Origin of the sequence: Vibrio sp. VP6, assembly GCF_028823755.1 — a bacterium.
Taxonomy (GTDB): Bacteria; Pseudomonadota; Gammaproteobacteria; order Enterobacterales; family Vibrionaceae; genus Vibrio; species Vibrio parahaemolyticus.
On sequence record NZ_JAPEID010000028.1, the window covers coordinates 1 to 21,484 of the forward strand.

Genomic DNA, 21,484 nt, shown 5'->3' on the forward strand with positions numbered 1-21,484 from the left:
CGGCTTTTACTATCTGCCCCATTAAATCACTGGCAACGCGCTCTGGTGTAAACAACTTACCCTCAGGAACATTAGCTTGAAACGGTTCAGACAACGCGGTATCCGTCGTGCCCGGATGCAATGCCAAGACCACGCCATTTTTAAGCGTGCGTTGCCATTCAATCGACATGGTTTTGAGAAACATATTCAGCGCGGCTTTCGAGGCTCGATAACTGTACCAACCGCCAAGATGATTGTCGCTAATGCTGCCAACTTTGGCCGATACAACCGCAAATTTCGGTGCACCACTGCACTTTAAAAGTGGCGTGAAATACTTAGCGAGTAACATGCTTGACAAGGTGTTAACGGCGATGTTTTGCAGGAAAAAGTCAGGCTCCACCATTCTGAGATTTTTCTCCGGACCTTTGTTTGGCGTATGCAGCATACCGACACAGTTGATCACCCAATCGATACTATTAACCGCTTGACTCAAATTTTTGACCTGCGTTTCATCCGTGACATCGACCTGGTGCCAAATCAAGGCTGAATGTTCATAATCGGATTTTGTGCGCCGATAGGTCGCGTGAATTTGAGCCTGCGGAAAGCGCACTAGTGCTTCTTTGACCATCGCCAAACCAATCCCTCCGTTTCCACCGACGATCAAAATGTTCATCACAAATGCTCCAAATCCGCGATATAGCGTTCAGCCGTCTCAAGAATCGCTTGGCGCTGCGAAGCTTCCATATTGTCCCAAGACCGGAAAATCATGCCGATGCGTGGATTGGTAGCGAGTCGCTTTTCATGCTTGTCCATAAATCGCCAATAAAGACTATTAAACGGACAAGAGCCTTCACCACTGCGCGCCTTGTTGTCATAGTGGCAACCTTTACAGTAATCGCTCATTTTGTTGATGTACGACCCGCTTGCGGCATAAGGCTTGGTGCCAACAATGCCACCATCGGCAAACAATGCCATACCACGTGTATTGGGCATTTCTACCCACTCAATCGCATCGACATAAATGCCTAGATACCAAGCATCTACTTGGTCAGGATTCATCTCGGTGAGCAAACAAAAGTTGCCCGTCACCATCAAACGCTGAATATGATGGGCGTAGGCATAATCGAGAGACTGACCTATTGCATTGCGCATACAAGCCATCTTGGTTTTTCCTGTCCAAAAGTAGTCGGGTAAATCACGTGATGCTTCGAGCTCATTTATCTGCGGATACTGCGGCATATTCGCCCAGTACACACCCCGAATGAATTCCCGCCAACCTAAGATCTGACGAATGAATCCTTCTACCTGCGCAATATCGATGTGTTTGTTAGATTGGTATGCACTAAGTGCAGCATCGATTACCTCTTTGGGGTGCAGTAACTTGCTGTTCATCGAGAACGACAAACGACTGTGGTACAAACTCCATTTGGATTCGTGCTCCGCCGTCATCGCATCTTGAAACCGACCAAAGTGAGGGAGACAAACCTGACAAAAATGCGCGAGCAAAGATAGGCTTTGAGCGCGATTCACTGGCCATAACAAATCACCATTGAGTGAACCAATGGTCGAGATCTTGTGTCGCGTTAATCGCTCTACAATCTCGTCAACATTCAGGCTAAACATCAGCGGTTTGGGTAATTGCTCGATATCTTTCGCTTTCAGTTTATTACGGTTGTTGGCATCGTAATTCCACTTTTCACCCACTGGCTTACCGTCTTGCATCAAAATATCAAAGCGCTTGCGCATCCGTCGGTAAAAGTGCTCCATCATGATGTGTTTACCTTGCGGGAACTGCTGTTCTATTTCTGCAAAAGGCAGTAAAAAATGCTCGGTATCGACGCTACGTTTGACAACACCTTCTAATTTCAACTTGGTCAGTTGTTCCAACAGTCGATATTCATCAGGCCGTTGATACTCAAATTTGCTTGCCCCTACTTCACGAACGTAGTGCTGCAATACTTGGTCAAGATCGTCAAAAGCGGCAGTGTCATCCAAAGTTAGATGCAGAACATGATGCCCTTGTTCTTGCTTCTCTTGAGCAAAAATAGCCATCGCGGAGAAGAAAGCGCACACCTTTTGAATGTGATGCGTAACGTAAGTGTTTTCTTGCTTGAGCTCAGCAATCAAGTAAAGCACGGTATCATCCGCTTGCTGAAACCAAGAATGCTCGCTGTTGAGTTGGTCGCCGAGAATCAATCGCACCGTGTCATAACGCATTTATTTATCTCCATTTTCTTACTGCGTTGCGATTGGCCAGTCGACCATATCGACAACGTCTTGCTGCGCTCGGCTGTCACGCCCTTGCCATCGTTCAATGAACTCATGATTTGGGTCGTACATTTGTGTCTGCTTCTCCAAATTAAACTGACGAGAGCCTCTCGGATCTGCCCCTACTCCCGCTAAATATTGCCAGTTTCCCCAATTCGAGCCGACATCGTAGTCAATCAATTGCGTTTCAAAGTAGGCTGCGCCATACCGCCAGTCCAACCCCAGTTCATGAACAAGGCAACTTGCAACCAACTGGCGACCACGGTTAGACATATAACCAGTGTGATTCAGTTGGTGCATACACGCGTTGACAATGGGATACGGTGTGGTGCCGTTTTTCCACTGCTGAAAACGATGCGCATAAAAGCTGGTTAACGGCGGTTGATTGCGAATGCCACCAAACCGAAACAGCCTTTGTTGATAACACCTTGCATACCAATAAAAATATTCGCGCCACAACAATTCAAAGTAAATCCAGTAAGTCGAATCATTCGCCCCCTGGGTTTGTTCATACTGTTTGAGCATGGCATAAATCATTCTTGGCGACACACAACCAAGCGCAAGCCAAGGTGAAAATTTGGTGGAATACGCCATCCCGTCGAGTCCGTTGCGCGTCTCTTTATATGAGCTTGCCAAGCCAGAAGAAAAGTAACGCCGACAATGCGCAAGACCACTCCATTCTCCGCCAGAAAACAGCGCAGACTCATCAAAGTAAAAAGAGGATAAAGTTGGCAGTTGAGCGCCTTTTGGCATTGGTGGTAGGCGGCTCGGCGCATCTACTGGGTGGGCGATGTCTATCCCTTCAACGCACTTTCTAAACTGAGTAAAAGTCTCAGGTAGATCAGGCAACGTAAACGGCAGCTTGCTTTCGTCGAACAAACTGCGTACAGAGTGCTGAACAATGACAAGGTGTGGGTATTCATCTTGCAGCTTGTGCAATATGCTCTGTTCATCCGAGCCAGCCATTTCGTCTGCATAAAGATGAGTGACACTCAAATATTGAATGGCATATTTGAGGGCTTGATACGGGGGTAAATCTAGCGTCCAAAGTCGCTGGCCTAATTGGCCGAGTGCGTCATTCAGTTCGCACAAAGACGCATCGATAAATTTCTGCCTTGCTCGTCCGAGCGCTGCCTCCTGAGCAAAATGATGGAGAAAAGGAGTTACTGAAGGGCGACAATACAAGCAAACCAATTCATCCAGAAAAGATGAGGCATCAACCAATAGCGAGTTATCGTGAAGTCTTAGGTCAAACGTAAACCAGTAAAGCCCTATTTTCTTTTTCAAAAAACGTCCTTAGGCGAGGAGCTAAATGTACTGATTTGTTTTACGCTCGGCATCGCAAGCGGATCATCCGTTCTCACTAACTACAGCGCTTTCCATGCTCTTTACATGAATAGTGAACATAAGAGACAAATCGTATTTCCATCCTCAATCGTTCACTTTTTAAACCGCGATTTTATAAAATCAAATTTCAGATTTATGAATATCACCGCTATTTGCTCATTTTTTTATATAAACCAAGCAAAAATGATAAAAATTAAAGCGATATTAGTTAATATCCGGTAATCTAAATCCAATTCCATTTTGCTAGTAACATCGCAGAAATGACTGACGAGTTTAAGAAATCGACCGCTAACTTAAAAAAAGCGGTGCCACTAATGATCAAAAATCATGTAGCTGCCACCCCCGCAAACTACGCGCTTTGGTATACCTACGTAGACAAAACCATTCCAGAACTCAATTTTGAGATGGACGAAGTGTTAGAACACTACGGTATTTGTCCACCAGCAGCGAACAAACAGCTTTACAACAACTACGTGGCCAGTAGAGCAGAAACCAGTTTAGAAGATCTCAAAACCAACGTAGAAGTACTATTACATGAAGTGTCGAGCTCCATGAGTGATACTTTGTCAGATACCTCTTCTTTCTCTGCGATGGTCGATAAGAGCTTCAACAAATTAGAAAAAGTTGAAGACAACAGCTTGAGCATCGAAGAAGTGATGGTGGTGATCCGCCAACTCGTTGCTGAATCTCATGAGATTCGCCACTCAACTAAATTCTTAAACCGTCAACTCACCAATGCGAGTGAAGAAATTTCTCGTTTGAAGAATCAATTAGCCGAAGTACAAAAAGATGCGCTGTTTGATGGACTCTCTAATCTTTACAATCGTCGCGCCTTTGATACTGATTTGAGCATGCTGATTAACGCTAATCAGGCGATGACTCTCATCTTGCTGGATATCGACCACTTTAAAGCGTTCAACGATAACTATGGGCACCTATTTGGTGACACAGTATTGAAAGCGATCGCGCGTCGACTGCAACAAAGCTGTCGCGATGGTGTGAGTGCGTACCGCTTCGGCGGCGAAGAATTTGCGTTAATTGTGCCAAACAAATCCCTACGAATCGCCCGCCAATATGCCGATACCCTGCGCCGCATGATTGAAAAGCTACGCGTACGTGATAAACGCTCGGGCACACAAGTTCATAGCATTACCGCTTCTTTTGGTGTGGCAGAGTTCGAAGTTGGTGACACCGTAGATTCATTGGTCAACAAAGCCGATAAACAGCTTTATGAAGCAAAACAACTCGGTCGAAACCGAGTGATGCCTATCTAAGCTAACCTCTCTGGCAACACAGTAAAGACGGTTAGAACAAATAAAGAAACCCCGCACTGTTTAGCGCGGGGTTTCTACTTTCTCGTCCTACATACCCAAAGCAGGCTACTTGGGCTTATATTTGATTAATCAATGCTGTAGCAGTAGCTAAGAACATAGTCGTCACCATTTTTTGCGGTGTACTCTTTGTCTTCGCTACACGCCATCGGCTTGCCTTTCTTGTCGCCTTTAATAAGACTAATCCAATGACGCATCGCGGTTGGCGCATTGCCTGTAAGCTCTGGATTGAACGTAATGCGAGTTTCCAATTGGATGTCATCGATGTCCATCAACTCCACACAACCTGTGCCTTTATGGCAACCAAACAGCACTTCTACGTGGTTGCCTGAATCATCTTTGAACAAGATCGATTTTGGGTCTTCCTTTTCACCAGTATACGCCACGAAGTGTTTTGGGCTTTTCAGGCCGCTGTGTGTACCGTCTTTGAAATAAGCCAAAACATGGCGGTAATCAATCACGTAACTTGATACATCTTGGTGCGACCCGTTCTCCAATGGGAACATGCGGTCTAGTAGTTGCTTCGCTTTTACTTGTTTCTCACTCTGCTGCTCAGCACTTACCGCTTCGACGGCAAATACGGCTTCAGCGATAAATGGGCGTTGTTGTTGTTGCATCTCTTTTTTATCGAAGTTCAGCATATTCATCGTCATATCCTCGCACTTAAAAACTCGTCCTAGAGTAAAAACTTAAATCCTTTATTTAAGTTTCAGGCAATTCTGTGAAGTTTATGGTTAATTTCCTTGCCTGCTCATTATGTAGACTAGCGAAATATTGACTACAATTTCACAACAAAAATTTTACAATGTGAATTTTACAAAATGTCTGTGTCAAAAAGTCTTATTCGTCAGTCCCATTTTCTTGGTACGAAAATTCGTAACCTAAGAAAAAACAACCATTTAACGATGGAAGATTTGTCTGCCCGTTGTGTAAGGATTAATCCTGAGTACGCGCCGTCGGTTTCTTACCTTTCGATGATTGAGCGCGGAAAACGCGTCCCGAGTATCGATATGCTCGAGGTAATCGCAGAAGTTTTTCAAAAAGATCCGGCGTGGTTTTTAGATGATGAGCCCGAATTAGAAGCCATTACCCCCAACAAAGGGAATCGAGGCGGGATTAATGGCATGGCGCTAGAACCGAGCTTCCTGTTTTCCAATGACATTCTTCAGATTGCTATTCCAGAAATGCTGTCTCAAACCGGGATCACAGGTCGTCAATTTGCTCACTTGCTGATCCGCGCGCACCAAGAGAACCATCAAAACCATTTTCCTGATTTAGAACGTGCCGCCGAAGAAGTGGGATTGAAGCGCCTTAATTTGTCGGTTGAGGATTTGATCGACATTGCCAAAAGTATGGGCTTGGATATCCGCTGGGTTGACCGAGCACCTCAAGATGTCATCGATGAATTGGGCGTAAACGCCAAGCAATTGATTACGTCATTCATGGAACCTCCGGGCACCATTTATCTCAACAAACGGATGCGCGACTACCCTACCCGTTTAAAATACGACTTATCGGTATACATTGGCCACCGCGTATTGCACAGCAGCGACGCGATGAATAACGTGCTCTCCATCGGACATCAGAATAACTGGGAACAAATGGACAGCCCCGTTTCGAACTCTGAGCTAAATTCGCAAGACATTCTGCAAGCTTGGCGAGACTTTGAGTCCAGCTTTTTTGCAGGAGCTCTGCTTTGCCCTAAAGTGCCATTTCGTCAGTTGCTCGACCGCTCCGGTTACGAAATTGATGTTCATAAAAAAGCAGGCGTTTCGCCATCCGTTGCGATGCGCCGCATGACCGTTGTGTCACCATATCCCCATTGGCACTATTTCGACGCGTACGGGCCGGGCAAGCTTAAAGCCGTGTATCGAGGGAATGGCATCCCACTTCCTTGGGGCAACATGCGCAAAGTGAATGACCCATGCCAACACTGGGCGGTATTCAGACGCCTATCCCAACCTTTAGATACGAGCTCTGCGCAAATCTCGATTTTGAATGTGGGTGACGAGCCACGCATTTATTGCTGCGAATCGGTCAACGTATTTGACCCGGCGGGGAACAACCGAGTGTTGTGTGCGGGGATAGATTTAAACCCTGCGATTTCAGCACAAGGCGGTGATGCGGTTTCCATAGCGGAAGAGTTGAAGTCTCTCTGTGTCGCTTCCGGCGGAAGCAGTGTTATTCCGCCTCATATCAAAAAAGACTTAACTACGATCGCTAAAATCTTAAATATCAATTGGATAGAACGCGGCATTCAAAGCCAAGCAAGATTGATTTGTTCAAGAGGGGCGGTATGTCCAAGACAACCAAGCTGTTACAGCAAATGCGGGGAAGCGGACGAGACGGGTGACAATGTGAATATTATCGGTCTCTAGAAAGAAAAAACGCCAATCACAAGAAAGGTGATTGGCGGTATATACTTGTGAACAATGTGTATTCACTAACAACGTCAGTTGGCTAGGTGACCCTCGGCTTAATAAGGGTCACTCTAGATAAAGCACGATGCGTGCCAACTTTAAAAAAGCCGTTTTTTAATAGATCCAGGTGCATATCGACGCATTATTAACCAGCACTTTCGCAAATTGCATTTGCAAAATGCAATAACATGCAAATATACCACTTGTTACATTGCTACTAATCACTTTCTCAGCAAAAAACCAACTACTACTTTATGATTATCCATTAGCTTTCATATTTTTACCCTATACTGCTAATTAATGAGGAAAAATACCTCAGTAAATGGATTTCACGGTTGGTACCTAGGAGAGCTCTATGTTTGCGTTCGTTCGTCAGTTTCCCCTCTATATCATGGTCAGTGTTGTTGCAGGCGTCCCATTATTACTTGCTATTTTTCTTGCGGTTCAGCACACCATCAATTTAAACACTCAGTCCCACCAAGCCCTGAAAGATCAGCAGCTAGTGACCTTAATCACCCACTACGACAACCTTGCGCATAATCTCGCTGTCGAGCGTGGACTAACAGCCGGCGTGCTGGGTAGCCAAGGCAAAACTGAAATCGTGCAAAAGCTGACTCAGCAAAGAAAAAAAGTCGATGACGCGGTCAATTCATTGGTTCAACTTAACACGCCATTAATTAGCAGCAGCGATAGCTACGACTTACTCCAAGATGTCCAAGTGCAGCTCAATCGACTCAATCAGGTTCGACAAGGGGTTGATCGCCTTTCGCCTCAAATTGCACCTTTTGGTTATTACTCCAACCTGAATCAGCTCATCATCGACAACATCGACATTTTGATTGCACAGACTCAAAGCCGAGAGCTAGGTACACTTGGCGATGCGTTGATCTCTGTAATCGTGATGAAAGAGCGTGCAGGCCAAGCACGCGGCGCACTTAATGGGGTATTTGCGAAAGGAAGCGCCACATCTGTTTTGTTCTCCAACATTGAGGGATACATCCAATCGGGGGATTACGCATCAAGAAAAGCGCAAATTGCGTTCCCAGAACAATATCGACAGTCATTGCAATCGCACCAAAGCAATCCTGTGTGGAAGAAGGTTGAACAAGTACAGCAATCCTTCCTTAACCAGAGTGCCAACCTAGACAACATTCAGGGGCCTCAAGCAACGGAATGGTTTCCTATGGCAACCGAGCGCATCGGTCTCATGAACCAGTTGCGTAACCAAATGGTTGATCAGATGCTCAGTGCAGCAGAACATTCCGCGCAGCAAGCCACGTTAAATCGCAACTTGTTGATGGCTTCGACTGCTGTGATTTCTCTGCTTATGATCATGATGGTGTGGGGGTTGGTTGCAAGCCTACGAAGCCGCGTTGGTCGCCTGAAACAAACCCTGCGCAGTATGTCTGAGCACCACGATATGACGGTTGAACTCGATTCTCGCGGCAAAGATGAAATCGCTTCCATCTCGAACAGCATTAATGCCTTGATCTCTAACTTCAGAAAGCTGCTGTTTGACGTCACTAAGACCAATAACGAGAGCTCAAATCGACTACAAAACATTGTTGAATCTGCGCAGGATCTTGATAGCAGTAGCCGCTCTACCATCGCTAAGTGCGACAACATCGCAACCGCGATGACTGAACTCGCACAATCGAGTGTGGAAATCGCTCAGTCCGCAGAGCGCGCAATGGGTGACACCACAACCATGAATAACAAAGTGGTCGACTGCCAGACCCAAAGTGAATTGTCTTACCGCTCCGTGCAAAGCTTGTTGGAGCAAATCAACGCCACTGAACAATGCATGGCAGAATTGGCGAACGACACGCAGAGCATTGGCCAAATAGTCGAGACCATCAACAGCGTTTCTGAACAAACCAACTTATTAGCCCTTAACGCAGCAATTGAAGCCGCTCGTGCGGGCGAACATGGTCGCGGCTTCGCGGTTGTCTCTTCTGAAGTGCGTGATTTGGCGCAGCGCAGCCAAGAAGCTACCGAGAACATCAGCAAACTGTTGGACCAAATTGGCGAAAAAACCCGTTTCTCAGTAGAAAGCATGGCAAAGAGCAAACAAGCCAGTGACGACACGTTTGAATCCGTGCAACAAGTGAATGAGAGTGTGTCTTTACTCGAAAGCAGCATCGAACACGTGAACAATCACATCAGCACCATTACGCACTCGACCATTGAGCAATCTAAAGCATGTGAAGCCATCGACCAAGATATCGACGTATTGGCGAGCATCGCGCACAAAACGGGTCAGCACGCTGATGACTTGAACCAGATTGTTTCCGGTTACCAAGCTGAAGCGAAGGAGCTAAAACACCAGCTAAGTGCTTTCAAATTGGCATAGAGAATTCTTGGGGGACGCAGTTTTCTGCCTTCCCTATCTTTCTCACTCTGTAAATACAACAAAGCCCAGAATCAATCTGGGCTTTGTTTTTTATCCGCCGTGTTTTTGTTGATACATCCGTTCGTCGGCGATTTTCATCATTTGTTCTGGAGAAGTCATTTGCGGATCGAAGATGGCGTAACCAATGCTCACGCGTAGGTAAATCAGCTCTTCGTCATAAATAACGGGCGTCGAACACAACGCCAACCTGAGCTTTTGCAGTAACTTCCGCACGTGCTCTTCCATTCCCAAATTGTGTACGACCACTAAAAACTCGTCACCGCCCATTCGCGCGACCATGTCTGAACGTCTCAAGCTGCTTTTGATGCGCTCTGCGGTGGCAATCAACACCTTGTCACCCGCGTCATGGCCGAAGGTATCATTGATGTGTTTGAATCGGTCTAGATCTATATTGATCAACGCAAAGCTGTAACGTTTTTTATAGCGCTTAGCGATTTCAAACTGCTGCTTGTATGACTGCATAAAGTAACGGCGATTGGGCAAATGCGTCAGTTCATCATGCAGCGCACGGTCGTCGGCGATGATGTACAAACGGTAAATCACGATCAACGCAATACTCAGAGCAATAAGAATGGGATAGCCAATGATTCTAACGATGTTCAGCTCAAACCACGAAATTTGTTGCTCAAGCTGACCACCCGCGTAGGCCGCCATGCTCCAGCCACCATAAGGGAAGTGCACATGCTCTTTGGCGTACAATTTGCCCGTTTGATTAGGATCACCAAAGAACATATCCCCATATTCGCCGCCGCTGTCATAACCGCGTATCGTCAAAGGATAATGGTATGAGAAGTCGAATACGCCGGTCTCTCGCATTAAACCATCAAAATCCACCACAGCGCTGATCACACCCCAATACTCTTTGTTGATTGGTGGGTCTCGAAATACTGGCACGCGTACAATAAGCCCTCGCCCACCTTGAACAAGCGACACCGGCCCCGCGATGAAAATCTCTTGAATATCTTTCGCTTTTTGAACTTGTACCCATTGCGCTGGTACTTTACGGTAATCCAGACCAAGGACGCGCTCGTTGCCTTGAGTTGGGAATATATGGCTAATTACATCATTTTCCGCAATACCGATGACCGTGATGTGCTTACTTTTGTTAAGAATACGATCGGCGGCAATGCTTAGCTCCTCTTCTTCGCTATTTGGCAGCAAAGTGATTAGCGTCGCTAATGTGCTGGCTTTGTAAATATCAGCCATGAGTACCGCTTCCAAATTGGAGCGGAGGATAGAGAGTTGTTCTTTGGCTTCAACTTGCACGCGCTCTTGCTGAAGGTCTTGCTGATTCTGATGCAACAGCTCAATAACACCAACACACAAGGCAACAAAAGCGAAAAAGAACAGCGCAAAATAGCACTGCTTTCTGGGTGAATAACGCATTAGCTCCCCACTAGCTCGTCCGTTACTACGAGAATTATTCTTTTATTGTTAAAATTCTTATTATCTACAAGAATAACCAATAGCCTTTGCAAAGGTAATAATTATCTGAAATTTTTATGGTTTAAATAGGCAACGGGATGCAAGGACAAGGCGATTTATTTGAAAGTACGGATTGGCAAGAGGTACGCCAAGGTAAGCTCTTTTATCAGCCAAACTTTCTTTCTCAGCAAGAAGCGGATACGTACTTTTCAACGCTTATGAGTACCTTGCCTTGGCAACAAGAACGCATAACCATTTTCGGGAAATCGGTACTTCAACCTCGTTTGCAGACTTGGCATGGCGATGCGCCTTACACCTATTCGGGTTTAACCATGGCACCTCACCCTTGGACGTCTGAGCTTTTATCACTCAAGGCTCGCTGTGAAAGCCTTGCCAACACCGCGTTCAACTCTGTATTGGCGAATCTGTATCGCGACGGTCAGGATTCGATGGGGTGGCACCAAGATAATGAACCAGAGCTGGGCAGAAACCCGGTGATCGCCTCGTTGAACTTAGGTGATACGCGCCGATTTGTGCTACGAAATTTACATTGTAAAACTCAAATAGAATATGAGCTCGGCCACGGCGCATTATTGATCATGGCTGGGGAGCTTCAGCACCATTGGAGACACTGCGTTCCCAAAACAGCCAAACCAAAAGGAGAACGTATCAACCTGACTTTTAGACATATTTTGAACTATTGACTCAGGTTTTACATTCTTAACAAACATTGATGATAAGTTTACATCCAGGTTATATCAGGGAATGGATTTATGCGTATCAAACCTATCAGCTTGGCGGTCTTGCTCTCTTGCTCACTCATCTTGAATGTTCAGGCATCTCAAGAAGAGATACCTGCACTTAATTACTCTCAATCAGCACAGCTGATTCGCGACACATACGAACGTGAGTTATTCACGCTTCCTCCCTTTAAGGAAGGCCACTTTGGGCTGCGTATGTTCCGCCAAACCTTAGATGAAAAATACTACGCAACCATTTGGACAGACATGGCTCAAGTCGCAAGCCGATTGAATCGCTTCGCGAATGACGTCGTCAAACCAGAAGACATCATTTTGTACTCCTCTGAGCGGCTTACTCGCTACCAAGAAAAAGAGGACGAGCGCAGTCAACGTCGTTATACCGTAACAAAACATCACCCTGAATATTTGTATCTTGGCGTCGATTTACTGGGCGCGATGGCGAGAGCAGATGAGTACGGCTTAAAGCACCAACAAGATAAAACACTGCGAGAAATCATTCGTCGTTACGATTTTACTCGCTACGCCACCGATAAAGAGATGATTGAGGCATGGGCAGCGCAGTTGGCAAATCAGGTCTATTGGCTGCGTCAACTGGGTGAACAAGATGTGGTGAACGCGTTCATTGAAGCATTCCGATCGACCTACCCCGACGACAATGATAAAAAGCTCTCTGCTCAGCAATACGGCAACAAAATCTATGGCATGACGCACATCATCTTTGCCGACTCTCAGTATTATCAAAAGCGCGTGAATGAAGCGGATCATCAATGGATTTATGATTACTTCCGCGACAACATCGACACGATTTTATTGCGAGCAAAAGAAGACATCATTGCCGAAGTAGGTATTTCATTTTTGCTGGCTGGCCTTGACCACGATCCCGTCGTTGAGAAAACACGCCAAGCGATTCGAGATGCCATCAGCACCGAACAAGGGATGATTCCATCCGTTGATGGTGACTTTGATCTAAAGTATGGGGAACATCGCAATGTGCTCGCGATTATGCTTTTAGATTGGAAAGGTGTGCACAAGGCACCAACATATCAAGCGCACCCGAAAGCGTTCAAATCGATCCCTTATGGGTTAGTACCTAAATCCCCCAAATAACATCGAATAAACATGGTTCGGGAATGCTCTTGCACTGACTCACACAGCTTTCCCAACACCATAAAAAAACCCGCCACATCGGCGGGTTTTCATTTATTGCTCAATCATATTAAAGCGAGATAAAGATACCTGCTAGACATGCGCTCATTAGGTTCGCTAGCGTACCAGCAGCTACCGCTTTAAGACCCATGCTTGCTACATCTTTACGACGTTCAGGTGCCATCACACCGATAGAACCTAGCTGAATCGCAATCGAACCGATGTTCGCGAAACCACATAGAGCGAATGTGATGATCACTTGAGTGTGCTCAGACAGTGTCGCTTTGTGCTGTACGAAGTCAATGAACGCCACAAATTCGTTCATTACAACTTTCTGACCAATGTAAGAACCAGCCGCTAGGATCTCGTGGCTTGGCACACCAATCAACCATGCTAGTGGTGCAAATAGGTAACCCAAAATCGCTTGCAGTGTTACACCAGCAAAACCAAACATTTCACCTAGGTTTTCTAGGCCTGTGTTCACCATCGCAATCACACTCACAAAAGCAATCAGCATAGTACCGACAGCCACTGCGACTTTCATACCGCCCATCGCACCGCTTGCTAGTGCATCGATAACGTTACTTTCTTCTGATTTGTCTAGCTCAATGTTGATGTAATCGCTTGGCGTCTGACGCTCAGGAACGATGATTTTCGCCATTAGCAAACTACCAGGCGCTGCCATGAAGCTCGCAGCGATAAGGTATTTCAGCTCTACACCCAAGCCGGCATAGCCGCCAAGCACACTGCCCGCTACCGATGCCATACCACCTGCCATTACTGCAAATAGCTCAGAACGAGTCATGTTTGATAGGAACGGACGAATAAGAAGTGGTGACTCACCTTGAGATAGGAAGATATTACCCGTTGCAACGAGTGATTCCGCTTTACTGGTACCCAAGAATTTCTGGATAGCGCCGCCGATAAATTGAATTACTTTTTGCATGATGCCCAAGTAGTAAAGGGCAGAGATAAGAGCGCTGAAGAAAATGATGATAGGAAGGACGCGAACAGCGAAGATGAAACCAGTAGAAGCGAGATCACCAAAAAGGAATCGAATCCCTTCATCAGCAAAGCTTAATAACCCGGCAACGCCATTACTTAAACTCGCTAGTGCGGCTTGTCCCATAGGGAAATAAAGCACCAGAGCGGCAAAGCCCAACTGAAGTAACAAAGCGCGAGACACAGTTTTCCAATTGATGGATGAACGGCTCTCAGACAGTAGGAAAGCACAACCTAGTAGTGCAACAATACCAAATAAACTAAATAGAACACTCATGAGTCGGACCTACTGAACGTTGAAAAAGAAAAGAGAACCAAAGGAATTGGCAGAAGAAAGGGACAACGTATCGAGTGGTAAAGCACTCGTAGATCCAGAATGTAGACTGAACGGATAGTTCGACATCTTAATTTTTACCTTATACAAGCAATTGAACTTAGCTGGTCCGGTCCGTGGGGTCATTCACTGCTGGTGAGTTTATAACTCAACCTGCTCCTTGTGACGGCTTGTATGGGTAAGGGTCCTGAACAACTAAACCCTAATTCCCGCTTAAACGGGACGCAAGTATAGCCAAGCGAACGAGATATTCATCACATTTATTGACGCAAACGTTCAAGCGTTCAAAATTTATGCAAACCTGCTATTTTGCAGCCATACTGGTAGGGAAAGTAAGGGCATTGGGACGGTTCTTTATGGTAAAAAGATCAAAAACGGCCAATAAATACGCAATCAAACGTGAAACACCAAAAATGAGCAATTTTACTCTCGCCAACAGATGGAGTTTGGTTATACAATTTGGAGTGCTTCTTTTTGAGGCCTCTGTGTATGCAGAGCATCATGATGCCGAGATGGTGAAATTGGTAGACACGCTAGCATGAGGTGCTAGTGCCTTAGGTGTGAGGGTTCGAGTCCCTCTCTCGGCACCATTATCCTTCTTCTTAAATTTCGTTTGAGTGTAATGCAAAGTTCTAAGCAGGCAAGACAATCCGCAGATGCTAACCAACTTCTGAGCGAGCTTGCAGTGCACGCCTTATTGCACCTGCACTTCAAAATCCATGCGTCTTCACGCCCTCTCCCTACAACAGAGCGTAATGATCTGCTGCAAAAATGGCTAAAGCCTAAACTGAAAAGCAATCGCTACAAACTGATTAAAAAGCCGTTAAAGTCTCTGACTCAACAGGCGAAAGGGGAAAATGGCGACCTTGAAGCCTTACTTGAACGCTGCATTGACGCGAACAAACCAAGTAATCCGCAACCTCACTTAGATAGCTACCTGCTACTAATTAACGAAATTGAGAAAAAACTCGGTACCACTGTACTGCTTTCTCGTCCTGAAGATGTCGACCTATCGCATGACCAGCATGGCTGTTTGCTGTGTGTGTTATCAAATAACTTAAACCAACATTTCGACGACAATAACGCCATGATTGCACCAATTTCGATGCTTTTCCGTGGCCCAATGAGTCAGCGCTCATTGTTCCTTGGCAGTATTTATGCCAGTGGCACATTCAATTATGAAGTGCAATATCAAGACGAACAGTTCGTGCGCATCACGTTAGAGCTAGCGTAATATCCGCTCGGAATGAACTGAACAGACAAAATCAAAAAAGGCCGCGACACTCGCGGCCTTTTGCTCTTTACTAAAGTACCTAGATACCTAATTATCTAAGTGTCAAACCTACTTCAGGTTAATCAATTTCACGGAAGCGAGCCGTAAAGTGACGTAAAACCGGAGGCTCATATTCGAACGTCAAACCTTTCAATTCATGAGCTCGGTTCTTCAACTCGATCAACGCATCCGCGATATAGTCCATGTGGTCGTTAGTATAGACTCGACGTGGAATCGTTAAGCGCATTAATTCAAGCTCAGAGGCTTTCTGTTCACCCGTTTCAGGGTCACGTCCGAGCAACAATGAGCCAATCTCAACAGCTCGAATCCCAGCCTCCAGATACAACGCATTGCACAAGGCTTGTGCTGGGAACTGATCGGCTGGAATGTGCGGCAATATTTTCGCCGCATCAACAAACACCGCATGGCCACCAGTTGGATATTGGATTGGAATTCCCCCCTCCCGCAGACGCTCGCCCAAGTATTGCACCTGACTGATTCGATAATGCAGGAAGTCTTCATCCGCGCCCTCATACAAGCCACGGGCTAAAGCCTCCATATCGCGCCCAGCCATGCCGCCATAAGTGACAAAACCTTCCATAGGAACGCAGCGCGTTTGCACCGCTTGGAACAACTCTTGATGATCACGAATACAACACATGCCACCAATGTTCACCATTGGATCTTTCTTGGCAGACATCGTGAGCATATCGCCGTATTGATACATTTCACGAATGATTTCCAAAATCGATTTGTCAGCGTAGCCTTCTTCACGCTGTTTGATGAAATAAGCATTCTCACAATAGCGAGCCGAGTCAATCACCACTGGGATATCGTATTTGGTGGCAATTTCGTACACGCTGCGCATGTTTTCCATCGATACCGGTTGGCCACCCGAACTGTTACACGTCACTGTCGTGATGATGGCACAGATGTTCTGCGAGCCATGCTCTTCAATCGTTTCTACCAGTTTGTTGAGGTCGAAGTTACCTTTCCAATCGTAAGGCGTCGTGGTATCGAACGCTTCTTCCGTCACAACGTTGATAGCCTTACCGCCGTTGAGCTCAATATGCCCCGCAGTGGTATCAAAGTGATAGTTCGAGATGAACACCGGCGTTTCACCGCCACGTACTTGGCGCATACGTTCAATCAGAGCAGGGAACAATATCTGCTCCGCCCCTCGGCCTTGGTGTGCAGGCACGGTCAGTTTGTAGCCGAAAAAATGCTCCACTGCGCTGCATAAGTTGTAGTAGTTACGACTACCCGCGTAAGACTCATCCCCCAACATAATGCCAGCCCACTGGTTATCGCTCATGGCACCTGTGCCGGAATCGGTAAGCAAATCGATATACACGTCATCACTGCGCAATAAAAATGGGTTGTAACCCGCTTCTTTGAGAGCGATTTCTCGGTCAGCCAACGTGGTCATTTTGATTGGCTCAACCATTTTGATACGGAAAGGTTCTGGAATACGTTTCATTGTTAATTTCCTTGTACGCATGGCCCTACGCGTTAAAGCGTAAGAATAGAAAACAGATAGATCAGATGCTTTTCAATGCGAGAGCATTGAGGAAATTAACGAGAAGAGATTTTGCTAAGAAGAGACAAGCAGTAGTCTAGGTTGTACCAGAACGACAGCACCAAACGGCTATCGAGAATATCCTTAATTCTCATCGTCTTCGTCCTCCTGATAAAAGAAAAGCCAGAAACCCCATGTCTCTGACTCTTTCAATATAGTGCACTTTTCGGACAAATTTCAGTGAAGCGGCGCTCATTTATGTATCGAAAGGACTCACCACTATTTTGTACGACTTTCCGTTCCAACTTCTTCTCATTATGTAAAGCAACACAGCCGTGCTTATACTCAATCAAGGACAAATAACGGAGTGTCTTTATGAGTGTTAGGAAATATTGGGGAGCCGCAGCCACTCTTGCAATCCTCACGATCACCAACAATGTCTACGCCGTGGACAAGCAAGTTTCACCCGCGATGAAAAAGAAAATGCAGGCAATTTGTTCGGCAGAAAAGAGTCAACCCGGTGGATGGCAAGTTTCTCAAGTTACTCCAGAAGCGCAGCGCTCGTTGAGTATGGTTTTGTACCAGATGAACGCAGAAGATAAATTAAAAAACATCAACGAAGTACGCACTCAAGTGGTAGCGGGTACTCACTATGCGTTTGAGTTCGAGCTTCAAGACGGTGAAGTGTGGAACGCAATGGTCTTACGCAGTGCAAGAGGCGATTACATGATCGAAAGACACGCCAAAAAAGGCGAACTTTGCCCGAAGTAGAATGCCACCAACAAAAACCTGATGAAACGAAAGAGCCAGTGTTCAAAACTGGCTCTTTATGTCTGACTAGACGACTTTAGCTACCACTTTATCATCGACCTTATCGCAAATGTACTCTCCGATAGGCATGGCAGATGTGGCCGCTGGGGAAGGCGCATTACACACGTGAAGGCTTCTTGCGCTCTCTGCAAATAGGAAATCGTGCACTAGAGTGCCGTCCGACAACACCGCTTGCGCGCGAATCCCTGCAGGGTAAGGCTGGAGATCCTCAACACGAATACTCGGACAATATTTATTGACCAGTTTTAAATACCCAGACTTCCACCACGAGTTTTTAAACTCTTCCAAGCCCGTTTTTAAGTGCTTTTGTGTGACTTTCCAAAAGCCAGAAAAACTCAGCATTTGCAGTGTATCTTGCAGGTTAAAGTTCACTTTCCCATACCCTTCTCGCTTCCAACCCTGAACGGCATTTGGACCAACCGTCACAGAACCATCAATCATACGAGTCAAGTGCACCCCCAAAAATGGCAAATCTGGATCTGGAATTGGGTAGATTAAGTGATTCACCACTTGGTTATGCTTACTGTCTAATCGGTAGTATTCACCACGATAAGGCACGATTTGAAAATCGGTCGGAATGCCCATCATTTTTGTCATCCGATCGGCCATCAATCCACTGCAAGTGACTAGAAACTTGCAGTTCAACTGCATAGATTGTCCATCGGAAACGCAAGTCAGTTGTACTTCTTCATCTTTCTCATCGGCGGCAACCACCTTGGTTCTCAAGCTAATATGACCACCTAAACCTTGGAACTCCTGTGCCATATGCTCTGTTACCAAGCGGTAATCAACAATACTGGTGGTTTTCACGTAAATCGCGCCCAACCCTGTGATATTCGGCTCCGCCAACTTGAGCTGCGCTTCATCAAGCAATTCCACATCAATCCCGTTGACGTGGCAGCGTTCATAAAGGGCGTTCATTCGTTCGACTTCTTGCTCGTTAGTTGCAACCAACAACTTGCCGCAGTTTTCGACCGAAATATTATGCTGAGAGCAAAACGAGAGCGTTTTTTCTACGCCGCGTTTGCAAAAGTCGGCTTTTAAGCTGCCCGGCGCATAATACACACCCGCGTGGATAACGCCGCTGTTATGCCCGGTTTGATGCTTAGCAAAACCAGACTCTTTCTCAACCAATAAAATAGAACACTCTGGATGGCGTTGTTGGAGCTGCCAAGCCGTGGACACGCCAACGATACCACCACCCACAACAATGTAGTCATAGACTGATTTCATACGACCTCTTATAAAACCGAAAGTTGAGACTGTTGCAATTTGAACTTGCGCCCACTGTAAACAAACACGGCAACGAATACCGCGCAGCACACCACACGAATTAAGATTGGAATATCGTGCCAAACCAAAAGCGCACCGATAGTAAGCAGAATCAGTCTCATCAATATATTCAATGGTCCTTCTAAATAACCTTCAATGGCACCAATGAGCGCGTAAGTACCCACTATCGCAAAGAAGCCGACCGTAATTACTGATGTCACATCCCAACTGACCAATCCGGTATAGGCAATTAACAATGGAACCAAGTACAGCCCCTTCGCAATTTTCCAAGCCATTAAGCCTGTTCGCATTGGTGGCGTTTTCGCAATGGTCGCCGCAGCGAATGCGGTTAAACACACTGGTGGCGTAACGTTACTGTCTTGTGAGAGCCAGAATATGATCAAATGCGCAGCCAACAATGCCAAGCCAACCGCCTCTAAACCCAGACTTTGCTCTAGTAGCGTTTCAACAAAATCAGCAGGAACCAGTGACAGCATTTCTTTCGCCGTTTCCAGCGCCATTGGCGCATTGAGAAGATCGAGCTTATCTGGTGCCGCTAGCATGAAGATCGCTTTCGCTTGCTCAGGCAACTGCCCTGAAACCATCAACTCTAAAAGTTGGTTCTCGGCAATCAACTTATACAAGGCCGGTGCAGACAAAGTGCCCAGAACAATATACGCCGCTGTCACAGGTAAGCCCATACCTAAAACCAACGATGCCAAAGCAATCAACACGAGCATGATGAACAAGTCACCATTCGCCCAACCATTGATCATCAAAGAGAAAGTGTTGCCGATGCCTGTGGTACTGATTACGTTGATCACTAAACCAATACCCACCAGCAAGACAGCGGTGGTTGCCATGTTCTTCGCGCCTTGAGACATCGCCTCAATGATCGCTTTTGGTCCCATTTTGTGCTCTTTCGAAAACCACGAAGAGACAACAACAGAAATGATGGAAAGGCCTGCCGCATAAGTGGGTGTAAAACCTTTCACGAGCAACGTCACCAGAACCACCAAAGGAATGAGGTTGTGCCAACCACTCACCAGAACTTTGATAAGCGATTCGTCACTGGTTGTAATTTTCTGCACGCCGCTACGCTTCGCTTCGATACGCACAAAAAACGCGACCGACAAGAAATAAATCAACGCAGGGACAAACGATACAGCAATGATATCCACATAAGGAATTTGAGTGTAAGACGCCATAATGAACGCGCCCGCGCCCATCACCGGAGGCATCAACTGACCACCAGTAGAAGCCGCAGCCTCAACCCCTGCAGCAAAGCGCGAAGGGAAACCTGCTTTTTGCATCAACGGAATACTGATCACCCCTGTCGACACGGTATTCGCCACGCTAGATCCCGACACAGAGCCCATTAAACCCGAGCCAAGCACGGCAATGAAACCCGGCCCTCCGATGATTTTTCCTGCGGCTGCACGAGCGACATTGATGATGTAATCCCCAACGCCAGAGCGTACTAAAAACGCACCAAAGAGGATGAACATAAAAACGAATGTCCAACTGATGCGAGAAATAGAACCGAACATGCCTTCAGAAGAGTAGAAACTGCGATAAAGCAGCGTTTCCATGCTCAACCCCGGAAAATGAAAAATACCCGTCGCCCATTTTCCCCACAGAACAACGTAGCTCAAACAGATCACAATCAACACAGGAATAAACCACCCCATGGTGCGGCGAATCAGTTCGATGACGATCAATATCGCCATAATGGCAAAGACCCAATCGCTAGTGACAAACTTAACACCACGCTCATACAAGGCATCTTCGGCATAAGGAATGTAAAGCAAACAGGCGATAGCCCCTGCTGCGATGAGCACATCGACCGCAAGAGCCATTTTGCTCTGCTTCAAAGAGATATGAGCCGGATACCAAAGTGCACAAATTACCGCAAAGCCAGCAAAGTGCGTCGCGGATATCCAGAGTTCCGGTAACGTCGATAAGGTGTTAAACCAAATATGCAATGCAGAAAGTACCACGCCGAACACCGTGATGGTGATGGTTACCCACGGGAAATCGGTGCGCGTGGGCAGCTCAAATTTCTGCAATTCCTTTTCCATAGAGTCGCTCATATCCTACTCCAAGCTCTAACGGCTTTTTCAATGTTCAAAACAAAATAAAGACCCCGAGATGCTCTCGGGG

Annotated in this window: 16 protein-coding genes and 1 tRNA gene; 8 read left to right on the plus strand and 9 right to left on the minus strand. The window is 46.3% G+C overall.

Features of this window, described 5'->3' with window-relative positions:
• The 3 genes from OU793_RS16800 to OU793_RS16810 form a co-directional block, all read right to left on the minus strand.
• A partial coding sequence (locus OU793_RS16800) for an SDR family oxidoreductase (RefSeq protein WP_274647808.1) occupies positions 1-652 on the minus strand: 652 nt, incomplete at its 3' end.
• Entirely contained in the window at positions 652-2,196 is a 1,545-nt protein-coding gene (locus OU793_RS16805) for a cryptochrome/photolyase family protein (RefSeq protein WP_140103166.1), read from the minus strand. The genes OU793_RS16805 and OU793_RS16800, both read right to left, overlap by 1 nt.
• Positions 2,197-2,214: 18 nt before the next feature.
• Positions 2,215-3,534, minus strand: a complete 1,320-nt coding sequence (locus tag OU793_RS16810) for a DASH family cryptochrome (protein WP_140103167.1) — start codon at positions 3,532-3,534, stop codon at positions 2,215-2,217.
• Positions 3,535-3,854: 320 nt separating this feature from the next.
• Between OU793_RS16810 and OU793_RS16815 the strand changes: the two genes are divergently transcribed.
• The gene (locus OU793_RS16815; RefSeq protein ID WP_015312837.1) at positions 3,855-4,868 is read left to right on the plus strand and encodes a GGDEF domain-containing protein; all 1,014 of its coding nucleotides are present in this window, start codon (positions 3,855-3,857) and stop codon (positions 4,866-4,868) included.
• Positions 4,869-4,993: 125 nt separating this feature from the next.
• Here the strand turns inward: OU793_RS16815 and OU793_RS16820 are convergent, their stop codons facing one another.
• Positions 4,994-5,572, minus strand: coding sequence for a malate synthase (locus OU793_RS16820; RefSeq protein ID WP_005484284.1), 579 nt, complete (start codon positions 5,570-5,572; stop codon positions 4,994-4,996).
• 174 nt (positions 5,573-5,746) lie between these two features.
• Between OU793_RS16820 and OU793_RS16825 the strand changes: the two genes are divergently transcribed.
• Entirely contained in the window at positions 5,747-7,303 is a 1,557-nt protein-coding gene (locus tag OU793_RS16825) for a DUF3612 domain-containing protein (RefSeq protein WP_005479975.1), read from the plus strand.
• Positions 7,304-7,700: 397 nt separating this feature from the next.
• Positions 7,701-9,698 carry a methyl-accepting chemotaxis protein gene (locus tag OU793_RS16830; RefSeq protein ID WP_025624672.1) on the plus strand — a complete coding sequence of 666 codons (1,998 nt, stop codon included), beginning with the start codon at positions 7,701-7,703 and terminating at the stop codon, positions 9,696-9,698.
• Positions 9,699-9,788: 90 nt separating this feature from the next.
• On the opposite strand, the gene OU793_RS16835 is transcribed toward OU793_RS16830, so the two are convergent.
• Positions 9,789-11,144: a diguanylate cyclase gene (locus OU793_RS16835; RefSeq protein ID WP_140084980.1), complete on the minus strand. Its 1,356-nt coding sequence runs from the start codon at positions 11,142-11,144 to the stop codon at positions 9,789-9,791.
• A 137-nt stretch (positions 11,145-11,281) separates the two neighbouring features.
• Between OU793_RS16835 and OU793_RS16840 the strand changes: the two genes are divergently transcribed.
• Together OU793_RS16840 and OU793_RS16845 are read left to right on the plus strand one after the other, a co-directional pair.
• Positions 11,282-11,887: an alpha-ketoglutarate-dependent dioxygenase AlkB gene (locus OU793_RS16840; RefSeq protein ID WP_159404268.1), complete on the plus strand. Its 606-nt coding sequence runs from the start codon at positions 11,282-11,284 to the stop codon at positions 11,885-11,887.
• 69 nt (positions 11,888-11,956) lie between these two features.
• Complete coding sequence (locus OU793_RS16845) at positions 11,957-13,051, plus strand: DUF3541 domain-containing protein (protein ID WP_025605920.1); 1,095 nt, start codon at positions 11,957-11,959, stop codon at positions 13,049-13,051.
• Between the two features lie 109 nt (positions 13,052-13,160).
• Here OU793_RS16845 and OU793_RS16850 read toward each other — a convergent pair whose 3' ends face one another.
• Positions 13,161-14,369: a NupC/NupG family nucleoside CNT transporter gene (locus tag OU793_RS16850; RefSeq protein ID WP_109884570.1), complete on the minus strand. Its 1,209-nt coding sequence runs from the start codon at positions 14,367-14,369 to the stop codon at positions 13,161-13,163.
• A 563-nt stretch (positions 14,370-14,932) separates the two neighbouring features.
• Here OU793_RS16850 and OU793_RS16855 point away from each other — a divergent pair.
• Both OU793_RS16855 and OU793_RS16860 read left to right on the plus strand, forming a co-directional pair.
• Positions 14,933-15,016, plus strand: a tRNA-Leu gene (locus OU793_RS16855).
• A gap of 32 nt (positions 15,017-15,048) precedes the next feature.
• A complete protein-coding gene (locus tag OU793_RS16860) occupies positions 15,049-15,660 on the plus strand; it encodes a DUF2913 family protein (protein ID WP_029853506.1) in 612 nt (203 codons plus the stop codon).
• 118 nt (positions 15,661-15,778) lie between these two features.
• On the opposite strand, the gene OU793_RS16865 is transcribed toward OU793_RS16860, so the two are convergent.
• Positions 15,779-17,179 carry a tryptophanase gene (locus OU793_RS16865; RefSeq protein WP_005497894.1) on the minus strand — a complete coding sequence of 467 codons (1,401 nt, stop codon included), beginning with the start codon at positions 17,177-17,179 and terminating at the stop codon, positions 15,779-15,781.
• 414 nt (positions 17,180-17,593) lie between these two features.
• Between OU793_RS16865 and OU793_RS16870 the strand changes: the two genes are divergently transcribed.
• Positions 17,594-17,989 carry a cystatin domain-containing protein gene (locus OU793_RS16870; RefSeq protein ID WP_005459310.1) on the plus strand — a complete coding sequence of 132 codons (396 nt, stop codon included), beginning with the start codon at positions 17,594-17,596 and terminating at the stop codon, positions 17,987-17,989.
• A 66-nt stretch (positions 17,990-18,055) separates the two neighbouring features.
• Here the strand turns inward: OU793_RS16870 and lhgO are convergent, their stop codons facing one another.
• Together lhgO and OU793_RS16880 are read right to left on the minus strand one after the other, a co-directional pair.
• Positions 18,056-19,282 (minus strand): L-2-hydroxyglutarate oxidase, encoded by a 1,227-nt coding sequence (gene lhgO, locus OU793_RS16875; protein WP_159404267.1) that lies wholly within the window; start codon positions 19,280-19,282, stop codon positions 18,056-18,058.
• A gap of 8 nt (positions 19,283-19,290) precedes the next feature.
• Positions 19,291-21,414: a TRAP transporter permease gene (locus tag OU793_RS16880; RefSeq protein ID WP_029835878.1), complete on the minus strand. Its 2,124-nt coding sequence runs from the start codon at positions 21,412-21,414 to the stop codon at positions 19,291-19,293.
• Positions 21,415-21,484: the final 70 nt, after the last annotated feature.